Here is a 16659-nt window from a genome sequence, read left to right as displayed (position 1 = left end):
CGTCCGAGGAGGACCCGCCATGTCGTACCCCGAGATCCGGCCCCGCCGGCTGCGCCGCACCCCGGCGGTCCGCCGGCTGGTGTCCGAGACCCGGGTCGACCCGGCCGAGCTGGTCGTGCCGATGTTCGTCAAGGAGGGGCTGACCGAGCCCCGCGCCATCGGGTCGCTCCCGGGAGTGCTCCAGCACTCCCGGGACTCGCTGCGCAAGGCAGCCGTCGAGGCGGTCCAGGCCGGTGTCGGCGGGATCATGCTCTTCGGCGTACCGGAGCAGCGGGACCCGACCGGCTCCGGCGGCATCGACCCGGACGGCATCCTCAACGTCGCCATCCGCGACGTGGTGGCCGAGGTCGGCGACGCCACGGTGGTGATGAGCGACCTGTGCCTGGACGAGTTCACCTCGCACGGGCACTGCGGGCTGCTCACCTCCGACGGCGAGGTCGACAACGACTCCACCCTGGCCGCGTACGCCGAGATGGCGGTGGCCCAGGCCGCCGCCGGGGTCGACATGGTCGGGCCGTCCGGGATGATGGACGGCCAGGTCGGCGTGGTCCGCCGGGCCCTCGACGCCGCCGGCTACCAGGACGTCTCCGTGCTGGCGTACGCCGTGAAGTACGCCTCCGCGTTCTACGGGCCGTTCCGCGAGGCGGTGGAGTCGGCGCTGGAGGGCGACCGGCGCACCTACCAGCAGGATCCGGCCAACCTGCGCGAGTCACTGCGCGAGGTGGCACTCGACGTGGCCGAGGGCGCCGACCTGGTGATGGTCAAGCCGGCGCTGCCCTACCTCGACGTGGTGTCGGCGGTGCGCGCCGCGGTGGACGTTCCGGTCGCCGCCTACCAGGTCTCCGGGGAGTACGCGATGGTCGAGGCGGCCGCCGCGAACGGTTGGATCGACCGGGAGCGGGTGATGCTGGAGACGCTCACCTCGATCAAGCGGGCCGGCGCCCAGGTCATCCTCACCTACTGGGCTGTGGAGGCCGCCGGCCTGCTCCGCCAGCGCTACTGACCGGGTCCGCGCGTCCCGTCGGGGTGGCCGTCTCGTCGGCACCCGCGGCGGCCGGGAGTCGCCGGCTGGTCAGCCAGGCGAGCGCCAACAGCACGGCCGACACCGCCAGCGCGAGCCGGGTGGCCTGCGCCAGTTCCGGCGCGAGGCCGAGCCGGCTGGCCGGGTCGAGCCGGTGGGCGGCCGTGATGCCCCCGCCGCCGAGGCTCGGGGCGAGCCGGTCCGCCAGCCAGGACAGGGCGGCGGCGATCAGCGCCGTGCCGGCCGCGACCGAGGTGTGCGACACGGTGGTGAGCAGCGTGGAGCCGGACGGCAGGTCGTCGGGCGGAAGCGACCGGCTGGCCGCGGTCATCGTCGGCATCAGCGTCGCACCCATGCCGAGGCCGATGACCGCACCCAGCGTGGCCAGCAGTGGGTACGACGTGTCGGCGTCGAGCACCAGCACCCGGGCCACCGTGCCGGCCACCGCGGTGGCGATGCCGAGCCCGACCACCCGCCGCGCCGAGACGCGATCGACGAGCCGGGTCGCGACCTGGAGCATCAGCCCGGTGGTCAGCGCCTGCGGGATGCCGACCACCCCGGCCAGGGTGGCCGAGTCACCGCGTACCACCTGCACGTAGGCCGGGATGATCAGGAACGAGCCGAAGTATCCGGCGGCGAAGAACGCCACCGTCGCGGCGCCGGGCGTCATCCCGGGCGCGCGCAGCACGGCCAGGCGAAGCAGCGGCTGCCGTACCCGGCCGGCCCGCCAGGCGAAGGTGACCACCAACATGGCGCCGAGCACGAGCGGCAGCAGCACGGACGCGGTGACGACACCGCCCCGCTCGCCGGTGACGCTGAGCCCGTACACCGCCAGCGCCAGACCGGGGCAGAGCAGCAGCAGCCCGACGACGTCCAGCCGGACCGGTGGTCGTCGCGGGTCGGCGACCGGCAGCACCGACCGGCCGAGCGCCATCGCCAACAGCCCCACCGGCAGGTTGATCCAGAAAATCCACCGCCAGGACGCGTGATCGAGCAGCAGCCCACCAAGCACCGGCCCGATCAGGGGCCCGACCAGCACCGGAAGGCCGAGCAGGCTCATCATCCGTCCTCGCCGCGCTGGCGGCACCGCGGCGAGAGCGACGGCCATCCCGACCGGATTGAGCAGTCCACCACCGAGCCCCTGGAGCACCCGGAACGCGATCAGCGACCCCACGCTCCAGGCGGCACCGGCCAACACGGAGCCGGCTGTGAACAGCAGCAGCGCGGTGAGGTAGGTGCGGCGGGCACCGAAGCGACCGATCGCCCAGGCGGCGGTGGGCATCACCGCGACCAGGGCGAGCGCGTAGCCGCTGGTGACCCAGCCGATCGTGGTGAGGTTGGTGTCGAGGTCGTCGACCAGCTTCGGCAGGGCCACCACGGTGACCGTGGTGTCGATCACCGCGAGCAGACCACCCAGGGTCAGGTACCAGCCGAGCCGTCGCGCGGAGGCGTCCATGTCGCCGGCTCAGGGCCGGACCCGGCGGGCGGTACGCAGCGCCTCGGCCCACCAGGCCAGCTCGCTCAACGTGGCGTCGGCGGCCAGCCGCGCACTGATCGGGCTGGCCGAGTTACCCCCGGGAGGGGTGTCCGCGAATGGCAGCGCCACCTCGGCGAGGTCGACGAGGTCCAAATCGAGGTCCGTGCGGCGGCTCCCGTGAGCGACGAACCAGTCGGCGATCGAGCGGCCCACCCGAGGCTGCCGGACGCTCCCGACGAGCACGGCGACGGTTGGCGGTGCGGCGTCCTCATGCGTAGTCATGCCTTCGACGCTAGGACTTGAACTAATGGTGAAGTCAATGGTGGCGGGGGAGGGGCGATGGGCACGTTGACGGTCGGCGAGGTGGCCCGGGGGAGCGGCGTCAGCGGCTCCGCCGTGCGGTTCTACGAGCGGCAGGGCCTGATAACAGCTGCCCGCACCGGCGGCAACCAGCGGCGCTTCGACGCCGACGCGGCCTGCCGGATCAGGGTGGCGCGCGTGGCCCAGCGCGTCGGCCTGACCGTGAACGAGATCCGCGACCTGCTCGCGGCCCTGCCATCCGGTCCCCAGCCGGCCGACTGGCAGGGCCTGCACGACCGGCTGACCGCCGAGGCCGAGCGGCGCATCCGCGACCTGCATGCGGCACTGGACGACATCGGCTCCGGCCGCCGCCTCTGCGACCTCTGACCGCGCCCGGTCCGCGATCCGTCGGCCGTTCTCCGCGCCCCGCGATCAAGGCAGCTGCCCCAGCTGGTCGACGATCGCCAGCTGAGTGACGGCGGTGCTCGTGTAGAGCGACTCCTTGCCGTCCCGCACGGCGAGTCGTCGGCTGCCGAGGTAGGCGTGGGTCTCCCGGTCGAAGATCAGATCAAGGTGAGCGCCGATCACGCCCGGCGTCCGCAGCGCCACCCCCCGTCGGCCGGCCGCGTCCCGAATCTCGGAGGGCAGCACGGTGGCCCCGGGCACCTGGGCCATCGCCTGGAACAGCGCGCCGAGGGACTGCGGCGGTACATAACCCTCGAGCATCCACATCCCGTCGCCGAAGATCGTCGTAGGGTCGTTCCGGATCGCCTCCAGGTCCGCGCCGGCGGGCAGGTCCAGGGGTACGGGGTGGTCCCGCAGGTACTTGACCATCTGGTCCGGTTCGGTGGGTAGGCCCTGGAAGTAGCCGGGCGGCGGAGACAGGTCCGAGACGTCGTCGGTCCGCCACTCGTTCGGGCGGCTCTCCAGCCGTCGCCGCTGCTGCCAGGTCGGGTCGTCGCCGACCGGCACCCAGCGCTGGAGCCGCTCCTCGGTGTACGGGCCGGCGACCGGCCGGTCCCGCCAGGTGATCCGTAGTTCGACGAAGAGGAACTGGCCGGGGCGCGCCACCAGGTTGGGCTGCTGACGAGCCGTCTCCGCGGCCTCGGTCAGGACCTCGGCCGCGCTCGCCGTCGGTGGCGCGTCGTCCACCGTCTGCACCACCAACCCGCCGACGGTCAGCACGCCGACCAGCCCTACTGCCCCGGCCAGGCGCCAGCCCGGCGCGTGCCGACGTGAGCGCAGGCGGGGTGCGGGGACGGGTGGCGTGGTCGGCGCCGGCTCGGCGGTCCGGTTGGTGATCTGGTCCCGCAGTTCGCCGAGGAGGCGTTCCTCGAAGTTGCCCAGTGGGGTGTGGGTCATGATGGTCATCCCTCCGATCGGACGAGCGCGGATTCGGACTGCGCGAGTGCGAGGCGTACCGCCCGGCGGGCCCGGTGCACACGGACCCGGGCGGCGACCGGCGAGATGCCGAGCGCGTCGGCCGCGTCCGCCACGGACAGGCCGTCGACGGCGACGAGTTCCAACAGGGCGCGGGTGCGCTCGGGTAGGCCGTGCAGCGCCTGGTAGGTGCGCCGGGCCAGCGCCTCGGCGTCGATGCGCTCCTCGATCCGGGCGATGTCGTCGGCATCGAGCAGCCGTCGTCCGGCTATGCGACCGCTGACCCGCAGGAGCCGGGTCGCCCGCCGGTGTTCGGCGGCGATGACGTTGCGGGCCACGCCGAAGAGCCAGCCCAACTCGTTGCCCCGCTCCGGTCGGTACCCGGCCGCGGAGTCGATCACCGCGAGGAACACCTCTGCGGTGAGGTCGGCTGCGGTGTGGGGGTCGTCGACGCGACGAGCGACGAACCGGCCGATCGTCTCGACGTGCCGTCGATAGAACCGCTCGAACGCCTCGGGGTCCGCGCCGATGGTCGCCAGGTCATCCCCGTCCGGGCTCGGGATAGTCACAGGCCGTCCTCTCGTTGGCCGTCCTTACACCCCTCCATTGGCTCGGCGGCGGCACGGTGTTACATCCCGCGCAAGATCATGCCCAAAGACGGATGTAGTGGCCTCCCGGAGTGCGGAGGCCACTACATCCTGGATCGAACGCGATCACCTGCGGATGAACGGAACCGTCAGTCGTCGTTGGTGATCGTTCCGGTTGCCAGCGGGTCGGCCAGCCGCAGACCGGGCACGCCGGCCACCAGCACTGTCAACCTCTCGTCCGCCTCCCGCTTGCGGTCACCGCGCACCGACACCGGGAAGGCCACCGACGTCTGCCCGGCGGCCAACACCTTGCAGCCGGCGTACGGGTCGAAGTCCGAACCCGCCTGCGCGGTGAGGCCGACGGTGGCGGCGCAGAGCAGCACCGACTGGGACAGCGGCCGGGACACCGTGGCGGTGAAGGTCAGCTGCCGGGTGCCCTGGTTGCCCTCGACCACCGCCGTGTCGGCGACGGTCAACGACGCCCGGGACCGGAACCGGGCCACCTGCGGGTCGTGGTCGCTGGAACCCCGTGACCCGTCACCGGCGAACTCCGCCGGCCAGTCGGCGTTGATGTGCGCCGCCCGCACCTGCACCAGGTCGCCGTAGAACGCGTCGTTGACGAACAGGTGGTCGAGTGTCTGCGCCTGCCCCTCGAAGCTGTACGAGTAGGCGGAGGCCGGCACGTCCGCGACGAGGTTGTCCCACAGGTTGTGCAGGCCCGCCTCGTACAGCGGGGCGAGCTGGTCCGACGGCGTCGGCTGGTCGCCGGTGGCGATCGGGTCGTCCGGACGCGGGAAGACGTTCAGGTCCCCGCCGTAGACCACCCGGGCGGTCTGGTCGGCGGCCTCGATCGCGGTGACGATCGCCGCGCCGTAGCGTGCCTGCTCCCGCCGCTGCCCGACCCGGCTGTCCGGGCCGGAGGAGTAGTGGTTGCTCAGCGCGTACAGGGTGAACCGCTCGGTCGAGCCGGGTGCCGCGGCCACACTGAACTTGCCCAGCTGAGGCGCCCGGGTGAAGACGTTGTTCCCGTCCTTGCCGGTCGAGGTGTCCACGTCCGACGGCAGCACCGCGTTGAGGGCCTTCGGGTTCTGCACGTCGGCGTTGGCCGGCAGCCCCGCCGCCCGGTACTGGACGGTCGGAGCCGACCCCAGCAGCGGGTCGTTCGCCGTCGCCGCCGCCAGCGACAACCGGTCCGTGCGGTACAGGAAGGCGGCGGTGATACCGCGGGCGTCCGCGCCGGTCCGGTCATAGGCTGCGGCGTACGCGGGCCCGCCGGCCGCCGCCACGGTGAGCGCCAACTCCTGGATGCTGTCCGGCGCGCCGTCGGCGTTGTTGGTGTCGCCGCAGCTCAACGCAGCACCGGAGACCGTGCAGATGTCCTGGTCCTCGGCCTCCTGCACCAGGATCAGGTCGGGTGCGTGCAGGTCCTTGACGATCTGGTCGGCGAGCGCGGCCAGCTGCTCGCGGTATTCCGTCTCGCTGTTCGGCACGTAGTCGAACGGCGGGGCCACGCCCACGCAACCGGCGTTACCGGCGAAGTCGCAGCCGTCGAACGGGTCGTCGCGGTAGTCGTACAGGTTCTCCACGTTGTAGGTGGCCACGGCCACCTCCTGCGACCGGTCGGCCGGCTTGGGCGGGTTGTTCTTCGACGGGTCGGCCCCGGCGTCGAACTGCGCCTGCTCCACCTGGACGCCGTACTTCTCGAACGAGTAGTAGACCCCGCCCACCGCGTCGGCCCGCAGCGTGTCGAAGGTGTGCGCCGGCGGGAGCAGCGCGGCGCTGTCCCCGGCGGTGGCCTTCACACCCATGCTGCCGAGCAGCGTCCGCTGGCCGTTGCCGTCGTCGAAGCGGCGGGTCGGGTCGTTGTCCAGCGGGTGCGAGTCCCGGAAGACCCGCCGGGAGTACGCGTCGGCGCGGTCCAGCAGCGGGTCGTCGCGGTCCACCACCCACAGCTCCGCGTCGGCGGTGGAGGCGAAGACGTCCCGGCCGCTCACCGCGCCGCTGCCCGCCCGTACCCGCATCCGGGAACCCTCGTGCCGCTCCCAGAAGCGCTGCGCGTCGGTCAGCACGGCCGGCGGCACCGCGTCGGTCACCGCGACCGCGGTGTCCACGGCCAGGCCGCCCCCGATCCGGCGGACCAGCGACGCGCCGGAGAGCTGGGTGAAGTTGTAGTACTCCGACACCCGGGCCCGCAGCACGACCTCGTCGCCGACCGTCGGCAGGTAACCGCCGACCAGCGTGCTGAACGTGCCCATGAACACGAAGATGCCGTCCGAGCTGGTCGGGTCGCCGTCGGTGTCACCGACCCGGCTCTGCAGGAAGAACCCGTGCTGCTCCGCCCCGGCCGCGGTACGGGCCAGGGTCAGCTGGGTGATCACGCCGCGGACGTCGTACATCGTGCTGCTCGTGCCGTTGCCGCTCGCCGGTGCGAGCGGCGACCGGTCGGCCTGACCGGCCTCGGCGTCGGTGGTCGGACCCTGCACCTCGCCGACGGTCAGCTCCCTGGTCACCTGCACGACAAGCGCGCAGCTGGCGGTGCCACCGCCCGCGTCGGTCGCGGTGAGGGTCACGGTGTACGCCCCGGCGGCGAGGTCGGCGCTCGCGCCGACCGTGGCGCGGGCGGTGCCGCCCACCGCGTCGGCCGGGGTGAACGCGGTGCGGGTGATCGCACCGGAGGCCGGGCTCGGGCTGATCGCCGTCACGGCCAGGTCGACGATCGTGTCGTCGGGGTCGGCGGCGGTCACCTCGCGGCTCGCGGCCGTGCCGGCGGCGGTGACCAGCGGCCCACCACAGGTCAGCGTGGCCGGTACGTCGACCGGGCCACCGCCGTCCACGGTGTGCGCGCCCAGCCCGTCGAACGTGTCGACGGGGAAGCCGGCCCACTGCGTGGCGGGGTCGAACGCGTCCGACGGGTCGGTGTCGCCAGCGGCGACGTTCGGCAGCCGACGCAGGGTGTTGTCCGCCGTGCTGGTGACGCCGGAACCCCACTCGGTGCCCGGGTCGACGCCCAGTTGGCCGATCGAGTCCAGCACCGTGGTCCCCCGACGCAGCACGATGGCGTCGTCACCGTTGAAGAGGCTGGCGCCGGTGGTCTGGTCGGCCTGGGCGAGGATGGCGGCCCCGGCCGAGGCGCTGGCGAACACGAACGCGTCGCCGGCCGCCACGCTGCCGGTCAGGGCGATCGTGGTGGCCGTGGTGGAGCCGTTGAAGTAGAGCTGCAACTGGTAGCCGCCGGCCGTCAGGTCGACGGCGGCACCGGTGCCGTTGAACAGCTCGATCGCCTTGTTGTTCGACGACCCCTCGACGTACTCCGAGATGAACAGGTCGGTGGGCGCGGCGCTGGCCGCGGTGGGTGCGACGCCGAGCGCCGTGAGGGTCACGGCGGCGGTGGCGGTCGCGAGCGCGGCAATTGAGCGGCGCGGGCGCATAGGGCCTCCACGATGGGCGGATGGGAGTCAACGCACGTTAAGGTGCGCGGCTGTCCACCGTCCATCCCCAAGTGGACAGTTTCGTGAATTCCTCAGCGTGGCGGATCGAGGCGGTGCACCAGCTCGGCGACATCGACGCTGTATTCGCACCAGTCCCGGTCGGGCCGGTAGCCCAGCTCCGCGTTGACCTTGAGCATCGCCTCGTTGGCCTGCGCGTTCCAGGTCTGCACCTCGATCAGCTCCGGCTCGGCGGAGCGCAGCTCCAGCAGCATCCGGGCCTTGATCGCCCGATCGATGCCGTAGCCCCGGTGATCCTGCGCGACGATCGTGTCGTACTGGTCCGCGCGGGTCGGGTGCTGCGCCGGCACCACCACCTCGGTCAGGCCGGCCACCTCACCGCTCTGCTCGTGCCGGGCGAGCACGATGTACGGCTTCATGCCCCGCCGGTGCAGGGTGTCGAGACTGTCGCGCAGCCGCTCCGGGTCGTAGGAGCTGGGGCGCAACTCGCCGTCGTCGACGTCACGCACCTCGGCCTTGGCCCGCGCGTACGCCTCGAGCAGGTCGTCCGGCGGCCCGCCCGGGAAGAACTCCACCTGGTAGCCCGCGCTGATGCCGGTGGCCATCTCGGTCAACTCGGCCCAGTCGACGACGGTCAGGTCGAGCACGCTGCGCGTCTCCACGTACTCCCGGGTGAAGCCGAGCGACTCGTAGAACCCGACCGCGGGCGTGTCGCCGACGACCTCGACCCCGATCGACCGGAAACCCTCCTGGTAGACCCGGCGCGCGGCGCGCAACACCAGGTCACGACCGAGGCCGGTGCGCCGCGCGGAAGGGTGCACCAGCACCTCGAGCACGCCGATGTCACCCAGAAGGAGTACGTGCACCTGGCCGAGCACCGCGCCCGGGTCGCCCGGGTCGGTCGGCTCGGCCTGGGCGATCCAGGAGATCCGCCGCTCGCCGGGCATCACCTCGGCGAGGTATTCCCGCAGCGAAGTCTCCCGCCAGGGCGGGTCCTGCGGCAGATCGGCCGCCAGGACCGCGTTCAGCGTGGCCAACAGCGACGCGATCTCGGCGGACGACGCGGTCCTGGGGTCCCACTCGCGCACCATCACCCGTCTAGCTTGCCGCTAACAGAGGCCCGGGGGAAGTGTCCAGTTCTCCAACGTATCGAGACGATCACTTCACGGCCGACTGGCCCGTCCGTACCGGTTCGCGGTGTCATAGACGTCCTGGGCGTACCGCCGTACATCGTTGTAGGACAGGATCGCGTTCCACCAGTCGCCCGCGATGCTCAGGTTGCGCCCGCCCTTGCAGAGGTAGTTTCCGGCTGCCAGCGCGGCGTCGTCCAGGTCGTGCGGGTCCTTGCGGCCATCGTTGTCCGCGTCCGCGCCGATCTCCTGCCAGGTGGTCGGGATGAACTGCATCGGCCCGATCGCACGGTCGAGGGTCGAATCCCCGTCGAGCGCCCCCCGGTCGGTGTCGATGATCCGCATCCGACCGTCCTTCCCGTCCAGCGGCAGCCCGATGATGTTGGGCTGCGCCTTGCCGTCCTGCCCCAGCCGGGCGCCGTTGGCGGAGCCGTGCCCCGATTCGACCTGACCGATCGCGGCCAGCGTGGTCCAACTCAGCGCACAGCTGCGGTTGGTCTGGGCGAGCACCAGCTCGGCGTAGCCGTACGCCTGCATGGCGACCGCGGGGACCCCGACCTTGGCGCCGACCTGCTGCGCCCAGCCGGCCAGCGCGTCCGACGGGCGGCCACCGATCGCCGGCCCACCGGCCGGTCCGGTCGGCAGCCCGTTGCCGGGCAGCCCGCTGCCGGGCAGGGGGACGGTGGGCAGCGGCCCGGTCGGCAGCGGGCCGGTGGGTAGGCCGGACGGCGCCGACGGCGGCACGACTCCGCTCGGCGCGGCGGAGGCGTCGACCGCGACCGGGCGCGGTGCGCGGATCGCGGCCGGCACGAGCAGCGCTCCCGCCGCGGCGGTCGCGGCCACCAGCGCCAGCAGGAAGACGCCGGGCAGGGTCAGCCGACCACTCGGCCGGCCCGCCCAGGCACGGGTGGCACGGGCGGCGGAGGCTGCCGCCTGGCTCGGCGGCAGACGTACCGCGTGGGCGAACGGCACCCGCCGCCGACGGGCCGGGTCGGACGCCGGCACGACCGGCACCACGTCCACAGTGGTCTTGGCCGGATCAGTGGAGGTGGCCACGGCGACGGTCTTCGCGTCGTCGGCCGGCGGGCCGTCGCTCGACCCCTCCGCTGTCACCACCGCTTCCGGCGCTGTGACCGCTGCCGCTGCCGCTTCCGGCGGTGTAGCCGGTGCCGTTGCCGGTGTCGCTTCCGGGGCCGTTGCCGGTGGCGTTTCCGGTGCTGGGCTCGGGGTGCCCGTGGGACGCCCGCTCAGCCAGGGGCGGCGCGGACGGGGCACCTTGCGCACCGGATCGGGCGCGGCCCCCGAGCCTTCGAGTGGCCCGTCCAGCGGCGCGGCCGGTCGTAACGGTTGCACACGCGTGTCATCCTCGCCGTCCACCACCCGTCGAGTATCACCCATGCTCCGCCAACCGTCAGATCCACGTACCCTGGGGGCATGCCCCGGTACGAGTTCCGTTGCCGCGCCTGCGGCGACACTTTCGAGGTCAACCGTTCGATGGCGGCGGCCGGTGAGCCGGCCAGCTGTCCACAGGGACACGCCGACACGGTCAAGCTGCTCTCCGCGGTCGCCGTCACCGGCCGGGGCGGCGCCGCCGGTGGTGCCCCGGCGCCCACCGGTGGTGGCTGCTGCGGTGGTGCCTGCGGCTGCTGACCGGGCCGATCCCCGCCGCCCGGTGGGCCAGCCTTGCCGGGAGCGGGTCCGAGTGGCACCTTGAGGCGGCACTTGCCCGGCCGTTCTCACGATGTGTGATCGTTCGGACTCGGGCAGCATGAACCCGACGTCACGGGCGGAGGTTCCTCGCATGTCGCCACGGATCCAGCTCCCGAGCGGTTGGGTGACCTTCGTGTTCACCGATATCGAGGGCTCGACCCGGCTGGCCCAGCTGCTCGGCCCGGACTACCGCCCGGTGCTCGCCGAGCATCGACGGCTGCTACGCCGGACGCTGGCCAGCACGGGCGGCGCGGAGCTACTGACCGAGGGCGACTCGTTCTTCCTGGCCTTCGAGGACGCGACCGCGGCGCTGACCGCGTGTCTGACCGCCCAGCGGGCATTGTCCAGCCACGACTGGCCCACCTCGGAAGCCGCGCCCCGAGTGCGGATGGGCCTGCACACCGGTTATGCCGAGCCGCGCGACGGCGAGTACGCCAGCCCCGAGGTGCACCGGGCCGCCCGGGTGGCCGCCGCCGCGCACGGTGGGCAGGTGCTCTGCACGGCGTCCACCGCACGTCGGGCCGAGCCGTTGCCGCCGGGTGCCACCCTGCTCGACCTGGGCCTGCACCGGCTGCGCGGCTTCGACGACCGGGAACGACTCTTCCAACTGGTCGCGCCGGGCCTGGAGCGGCAGTTCCCCCGGCCCCGCACCGCCGACGCGGTGGCGCACAACCTGCCCACCCAGGTGACCTCGTTCGTCGGTCGGCAGGCCGAGCGCATCGAGCTGGGCCTGCTGGTGCGGCAGCACCGCCTGGTCACCGTGCTGGGCGCGGGTGGAGCGGGCAAGACCCGGCTGGCGGTGGAGTTGGCCAGTGGGGTGGTCGAGGCGTACCCGGACGGGGTGTGGTTCGTCGACATCGCCTCGGTGACCGACCCGGGGCTGGTGGCGTTCGCGGTCGCCGCCGTGCTCGGCCTGCGACCCGAGCCGGGCCGGCCGATGCTGGACACCCTCGTCGAGTACGCGGCGGGCCGCCGGATGCTGGTCGTTATGGACACCTGTGACACCCAGCCGGCCGCCTGCGCGGCGGTGATCGCCCGGTTGCTGTCCGGTGGGAGTGGCGTACGGGTGCTGGCGACCAGTCGTGAGTCGTTCAGCCTGCCCGGCGAGGTGGTGTGGCGGATTCCGCCGCTCTCGGTGGACCCGCGCGCGGACGGCGCGGAGAGCGACGCGGTGGCGTTGCTGCTGGACCGTACGGCGGCGGCGCGCGGTGGTCGGCAGCCGGACCCGGCCGAGTCCGCCGACCTGCGCCGGGTCGTGCAGCGGTTGGATGGCCTGCCGCTCGCCATCGAGTTGGCCGCCGCCCGGCTGCGGGTGCTCTCCGTCGGCCAACTCGCCGAGCGGCTGGACGATGTCCTCGGCACCCTGGACGCCGGCCGGGAGGACCCGGATCCGCCACCGGTGGAGCGGGGTTGGTCCGGCAACCAGCAGGACACCGTTGACCTGGTCGCGGCGGCGGCCGGGGCGTCGCCGCCCAGCGCGGCGAGCCGGGCGGTGCAGCGCTCCGCCACCGAGCGGCATCTGACCATGCAGGCCACCGTGACCTGGTCGTACCGGACGCTGGGGCCCCGGGCCGCCCGTCTGCTGCGGTGGCTGGCGGTCTTCGCCGGCCCGGTGGATCTGGCGACGGTGGAGTGGTTGCTGGGTGACGATCCACTGGACCCGCTCTCGGTCCTGGTGGACAAGTCGATGGTGTTGGCCGAGCCGCGTGCCTCCGGCAGCACCTACCGGATGCTCGACCCGATCCGGGCGTACGCGGCGCGACGATTGGCCGAGGCGGGTGAGGAGCAGGCCGCCCGGGACCGGCACGTGGCCTGGTCGGCGCACGCGTTGGACAAGGCGCACCTGGGGCAGGACGGCCGGCCGGTGACGCTGTCGTTGTACTCCCTCGATCCGCTGGCCGGGGAGCTGCGCGCCGCGCTGCGCTGGTGCGCCACCGGTGGCAGCGCACGGGCCGGTCTCGGTTTGGCTGGCGGGCTGGACCAGTGGTGGCTGGAGCGGGGCCTGGCCCGGGAGGGGCGGCTGTGGCTGTTCCGGCTGTACGGGCGGATCGCCGAGACGGGCGAGCGGATCCCGGAGGCGGAGCTGGCGGCGGCGTACCACATGCATTCGCTGCATGCCAGCGCGGACGGTGAGTTCGCCGAGGAGCTGCGCTACTCCCAGCGGGCGGAGGCGGCGGCCCGGCAGGCCGGCGACGCCGGCCTGCTGGCCCGGGTGCTCGCCGGCCGGGCCGCGCCCCTTGTCGACATGGGGCAGTTCGTCGAGGCCGAGCGGGTGTGCCGGGAGGTCATCGACTGGGCGCACGGGCAGGACGTGGTCGGCGAGGCGCTGTTCGCGGTGTTCAGCCTGGCCGAGCTGCTCTGGCGGCGGGGCGCCCTGGAGGAGGCGGCGGAGCTGCTGGGGGCGGTGCGCCCGGTGGAGGCGGCCCGGCCCGTGGAGCGGGGTCGCCGGTCGGTGGACATGCTGCTCGGGATGGTCGCGTTGGCCCGGGGCGACGTGATCGCCGCGCACGAGCATCTGCTGGTGGCGCTGCGTTCCCGGATGGGTCACGGCTACCACGGCCGGGCCTGCGACACGTTGAACGCGATCGCGGTGCGCTGCGCGATCGGGGGGGAGCGGTTGACCGCGGCCCGGCTGTTCGGGGCCGCGCAGGCCACCCGGGCGAGCATGCGCGCCACGCCGGGCATCTACGGCGGTTACTGGGCGGAACAGCAGGCGGAGTTGCGGGCGGTGCTGGGCGACGCGACCTTCGACGACGCGTACGGCGAGGGTGCCGAGTTGGGCCTGGACGAGGCCGCGGCGCTGGCGCTCGACGTGGAACACCCGGACCTGGCGGCCGATTCGACCCGCTTCAGCACCGGCTTGTCCCAACCAACCCCGCGCCGCCCGGCCGACCCCGACCGCCACCCCGCAACCCGAACCGAACGCGCCTAACCCCACCCCCACCCCCCCGCCCCGTCCCGCCCCGGCGATCTTGCACTTTCTGTTGTGAGATAACGGTGCCAAAGCGGCAAAACGGCAACAGAAAGTGCAAGATCGCGCGAGTAGAGGGTGGGGCGCGGGGTTGGGGGGTGGGGTTAGCGGGTTGCGGCCTTGGCTTCGGCTTGGGCCTTCATTCGGGCGGCGCGGTCGATGTCGGCCTGCTGCACGGCCGCTACCGAACCGAAGATGCTGACCGCCTGGTAGTAGGTCCAGGCCAGGCTGTAGCAGGCCGGCCGGACGACCGAGTTGTACGTGGTGCAGACGCGCTTCAGGTCCTCGTAGAAGGCGCTGTCCAGGCGGGACTTGTTGGCCGGGAACTGGCCGACCGCCTTGTAGTTGCGGTAGCCGAAGTCGTGCCGGTAGCAGCCCAGGTTGAAGGTGAAGCCGAGCGGGTTGTCCGGGCTGGACGAGCAGTAGTCGGTGGACCAGTTGAAGGTGTACTCGGCCCAGGCGCCCTGGTTGACCCGGGCGCTGTTCCAGGAGTTGTAGCTGGACGCGCTGGTCTGGGTCCAGCTGGACAGCACGGACAGTCGTTGGGCGGGGGTGACGGCGGCGGCGGGGGAGGCGATGACGAGGGTGGCGAGCAGCGCTGACGCGCCCGAGGCGAGCAGGGTGGCGAGACGTCGGGGCACGGTTTACCTCCGCGGGGGTGAGCGGGTGCAGCAAGTTACCGGCGGGTTACCGGATGTCGATGAGTGTCGATCAGCTGATCAACTAGGCGGTATGCGCGTCGCCAACTATTGGTGACATACGTTGAAACAGACGAATGCCCCGGACGCGCGAGGCGTCCGGGGCATCCAGGGGAGCGGGTCAGCGCAGCACGAACACCGGCGGGCTCGCGGGGCTCTCGTTGGCCGACCGGTCCAGCGCGGTCAGCTGGTACGTGTAGCGCCGACCGGGCTGGGCCGAGCTGTCCACCCAGGACTGGGCGCCGCCGCCGGGCGTGGCCCGGACGGTGTCGACGAGGTGCGCGGCATCGGCCGTGGCGCACCGGCCGGGCAGCGTGGTGCCGTCGAAGCGGTAGATCGCGTACGAGGTGGCCGTGCCCAGCGGGCCGACGCCGTCGGCGGGTTGCCGCCAGGTGAGCCGGACCCCGTCGGCCTGCCGGGTCGCCCTGGTGGCCACCGGGAAGAGCAGCGGCCGGGCCGGGAGGTGCGGCATGGCCGGCACCAACGCCGGGCGCGAGTAGTGCTCCCCGGCGTAGATGTCGGTGGCGCCGAGCCGGTTGGCGCGTACCTGCACCGCGGAGAAGTGCACGTTGCCCTGCACCTCCGGGTAGGACCGGTTGAGCGTCAGGTGGTCGGACAGCTCACGCGGGTTCTGCCAGTACGGCCCGTACGCCGGGTCGCCGCTCTTGTAGTCGGCCTGGCCGATGTAGAGCTGCACGCGGGTGCCGCGCACCGTCTCGGCCCACCACGGCACCAGGCGCGCGTAGTCGGCGGCCGGGTACTGGCCGATGTACCAGTAGAGCTGCGGCACCACGTAGTCGATCCACTCCTGCTTGATCCACTTGCGGGTGTCGGCGGAGATGATGTCGTACGACTGGCTGCCGGTGGTGTCCGAGCCCAGCGGGTCGGCGGTCTTGTTGCGCCAGATGCCGAACGGGCTGACCCCGAACTTCACCCACGGCTTCGCCGCCTTGATCTTCCCGTTCATCTCCTGGATCAGCAGGTTGATGTTGTCCCGCCGCCAGTCGGCCCGGTCGGTGAAGCCCCGGTTGTGCGCCGCGAAGGTCGCGTCGTCCGGCACCTGGTAGGTGCCGCTGGGGTAGGGGTAGAAGTAGTCGTCGAAGTGGACGCCGTCGATGTCGTACCGCTTCACCGCGTCCATCATCGCGGTCTGGACGAACTCGCGGACCTCGGGAACGCCGGGGTTGTAGTAGAGCCGGCTGCCGGCCACGCCCGCCGGCGGGTAGGCGAAGGTCCAGTCGGGATGCTGCTGGGCGGGGTGGCCGGGGGCGAGTTGGGCGAGATCGGCGCCGGCGCCGCCGGGGGCCGGCATGGAGACCCGGTACGGGTTGAACCAGGCGTGGAACTCCAGGTTGCGCCGGTGCGACTCGTCGACCAGGAAGGCCAGCGGGTCCCAGCCGGGGTCCTGGCCGCGTACGCCGGTCAGGTATTCCGACCAGGGCTCGTACGGCGAGGGCCAGAGCGCGTCGGCGGTCGGTCGGACCTGCACCACGACGGCGTTGTGGTGCAACCGCTCGGCGAGGTCCAGCAGTGCGCGGTACTCGGCCTGCTGGGCGGCGATCCGGTCCGGGCTGGTCTGGGACGCCTTGCTGGGCCAGTCGATGTTGACCACCGACGAGATCCACATGGCCCGGAACTGCCGCTTCGGCGTGGCCGGGTCGGTGGCGCAGGTGGCGGTGGTGGCGGTGGTGGTGCCGGCCGCGCTGGGTGCGGCGTTCGCGGGGGTGATGGTGACGAGCGTGCCGATCACGGCCGCGACGAGCCCAGCTGCTCCGATTCGTATGGCTTTCATGCGGTGTGTCCCTTCGTTGGGGCTCCCGGATGTCCGCGCGACCCACGGCAACATTCGCCGTCGATGTCCGCGTTGCTGGTAGGAAATTTTCACAGTCTGGCCGTTGCCGCAAGGGTTCGTGGTTGACCAATCGCGCCGCTGGGTAGC

The 16659-nt window shown here is 72.6% G+C and carries 13 protein-coding genes; 4 read left to right on the top strand and 9 right to left on the bottom strand.

What is annotated here, in order from left to right; all coding sequences use genetic code 11:
• The first annotated feature begins 19 nt into the window (after positions 1-19).
• Complete coding sequence (gene hemB, locus AB0J33_RS09745; protein WP_363611751.1) at positions 20-1003, top strand: porphobilinogen synthase; 984 nt, start codon at positions 20-22, stop codon at positions 1001-1003.
• On the opposite strand, the gene AB0J33_RS09740 is transcribed toward hemB, so the two are convergent.
• Together AB0J33_RS09740 and AB0J33_RS09735 are read right to left on the bottom strand one after the other, a co-directional pair.
• A complete protein-coding gene (locus AB0J33_RS09740; protein WP_363611749.1) occupies positions 954-2477 on the bottom strand; it encodes a DHA2 family efflux MFS transporter permease subunit in 1524 nt (507 codons plus the stop codon). The two genes, hemB and AB0J33_RS09740, sit on opposite strands and share 50 nt — an antisense overlap.
• 9 nt (positions 2478-2486) lie before the next feature.
• On the bottom strand, positions 2487-2780 hold the full coding sequence (locus tag AB0J33_RS09735; protein ID WP_363611747.1) for an NAD(P)H-dependent oxidoreductase: 294 nt from the start codon (positions 2778-2780) through the stop codon (positions 2487-2489).
• Between the two features lie 57 nt (positions 2781-2837).
• Between AB0J33_RS09735 and AB0J33_RS09730 the strand changes: the two genes are divergently transcribed.
• Entirely contained in the window at positions 2838-3185 is a 348-nt protein-coding gene (locus AB0J33_RS09730) for a MerR family transcriptional regulator (protein ID WP_363611745.1), read from the top strand.
• 45 nt (positions 3186-3230) lie between these two features.
• On the opposite strand, the gene AB0J33_RS09725 is transcribed toward AB0J33_RS09730, so the two are convergent.
• The 5 genes from AB0J33_RS09725 to AB0J33_RS09705 form a co-directional block, all read right to left on the bottom strand.
• Positions 3231-4169, bottom strand: a complete 939-nt coding sequence (locus tag AB0J33_RS09725; protein ID WP_363611743.1) for a CU044_5270 family protein — start codon at positions 4167-4169, stop codon at positions 3231-3233.
• Positions 4166-4747 (bottom strand): sigma-70 family RNA polymerase sigma factor, encoded by a 582-nt coding sequence (locus tag AB0J33_RS09720; RefSeq protein ID WP_363611741.1) that lies wholly within the window; start codon positions 4745-4747, stop codon positions 4166-4168. The genes AB0J33_RS09725 and AB0J33_RS09720 overlap by 4 nt, the downstream gene beginning before the upstream one ends.
• Before the next feature lie 167 nt (positions 4748-4914).
• Positions 4915-8193 carry a lamin tail domain-containing protein gene (locus AB0J33_RS09715; RefSeq protein ID WP_363611739.1) on the bottom strand — a complete coding sequence of 1093 codons (3279 nt, stop codon included), beginning with the start codon at positions 8191-8193 and terminating at the stop codon, positions 4915-4917.
• A gap of 92 nt (positions 8194-8285) precedes the next feature.
• Positions 8286-9302: a GNAT family N-acetyltransferase gene (locus AB0J33_RS09710; RefSeq protein WP_363612366.1), complete on the bottom strand. Its 1017-nt coding sequence runs from the start codon at positions 9300-9302 to the stop codon at positions 8286-8288.
• Positions 9303-9374: 72 nt separating this feature from the next.
• Entirely contained in the window at positions 9375-10721 is a 1347-nt protein-coding gene (locus AB0J33_RS09705; RefSeq protein WP_363612364.1) for a lytic murein transglycosylase, read from the bottom strand.
• A gap of 54 nt (positions 10722-10775) precedes the next feature.
• Between AB0J33_RS09705 and AB0J33_RS09700 the strand changes: the two genes are divergently transcribed.
• Both AB0J33_RS09700 and AB0J33_RS09695 read left to right on the top strand, forming a co-directional pair.
• A complete protein-coding gene (locus tag AB0J33_RS09700) occupies positions 10776-10991 on the top strand; it encodes a zinc ribbon domain-containing protein (RefSeq protein ID WP_363611737.1) in 216 nt (71 codons plus the stop codon).
• Between the two features lie 151 nt (positions 10992-11142).
• A complete protein-coding gene (locus tag AB0J33_RS09695) occupies positions 11143-13983 on the top strand; it encodes an adenylate/guanylate cyclase domain-containing protein (RefSeq protein ID WP_363611735.1) in 2841 nt (946 codons plus the stop codon).
• Between the two features lie 143 nt (positions 13984-14126).
• On the opposite strand, the gene AB0J33_RS09690 is transcribed toward AB0J33_RS09695, so the two are convergent.
• Together AB0J33_RS09690 and AB0J33_RS09685 are read right to left on the bottom strand one after the other, a co-directional pair.
• Positions 14127-14663, bottom strand: coding sequence for a phospholipase (locus tag AB0J33_RS09690; RefSeq protein WP_363611733.1), 537 nt, complete (start codon positions 14661-14663; stop codon positions 14127-14129).
• Between the two features lie 178 nt (positions 14664-14841).
• Complete coding sequence (locus AB0J33_RS09685) at positions 14842-16512, bottom strand: family 10 glycosylhydrolase (protein WP_363611731.1); 1671 nt, start codon at positions 16510-16512, stop codon at positions 14842-14844.
• Positions 16513-16659: the final 147 nt, after the last annotated feature.

Origin of the sequence: Micromonospora sp. NPDC049645 (assembly GCF_040675155.1) — a bacterium.
Lineage (GTDB): Bacteria > Actinomycetota > Actinomycetes > Mycobacteriales > Micromonosporaceae > Micromonospora.
The sequence above is the reverse complement of the archived record's forward strand: the minus strand, read 5'-3'. Positions and strand labels throughout refer to the sequence as shown.

Coding starts and splice junctions, on each gene's coding strand:
- hemB (WP_363611751.1), top strand. CDS start 20: ATGTCGTACCCCGAGATCCGGCCCCGCCGGCTGCGCCGCACCCCGGCG.
- AB0J33_RS09740 (WP_363611749.1), bottom strand. CDS start 2,477: ATGGACGCCTCCGCGCGACGGCTCGGCTGGTACCTGACCCTGGGTGGT.
- AB0J33_RS09735 (WP_363611747.1), bottom strand. CDS start 2,780: ATGACTACGCATGAGGACGCCGCACCGCCAACCGTCGCCGTGCTCGTC.
- AB0J33_RS09730 (WP_363611745.1), top strand. CDS start 2,838: ATGGGCACGTTGACGGTCGGCGAGGTGGCCCGGGGGAGCGGCGTCAGC.
- AB0J33_RS09725 (WP_363611743.1), bottom strand. CDS start 4,169: ATGACCATCATGACCCACACCCCACTGGGCAACTTCGAGGAACGCCTC.
- AB0J33_RS09715 (WP_363611739.1), bottom strand. CDS start 8,193: ATGCGCCCGCGCCGCTCAATTGCCGCGCTCGCGACCGCCACCGCCGCC.
- AB0J33_RS09710 (WP_363612366.1), bottom strand. CDS start 9,302: ATGGTGCGCGAGTGGGACCCCAGGACCGCGTCGTCCGCCGAGATCGCG.
- AB0J33_RS09700 (WP_363611737.1), top strand. CDS start 10,776: ATGCCCCGGTACGAGTTCCGTTGCCGCGCCTGCGGCGACACTTTCGAG.
- AB0J33_RS09695 (WP_363611735.1), top strand. CDS start 11,143: ATGTCGCCACGGATCCAGCTCCCGAGCGGTTGGGTGACCTTCGTGTTC.
- AB0J33_RS09685 (WP_363611731.1), bottom strand. CDS start 16,512: ATGAAAGCCATACGAATCGGAGCAGCTGGGCTCGTCGCGGCCGTGATC.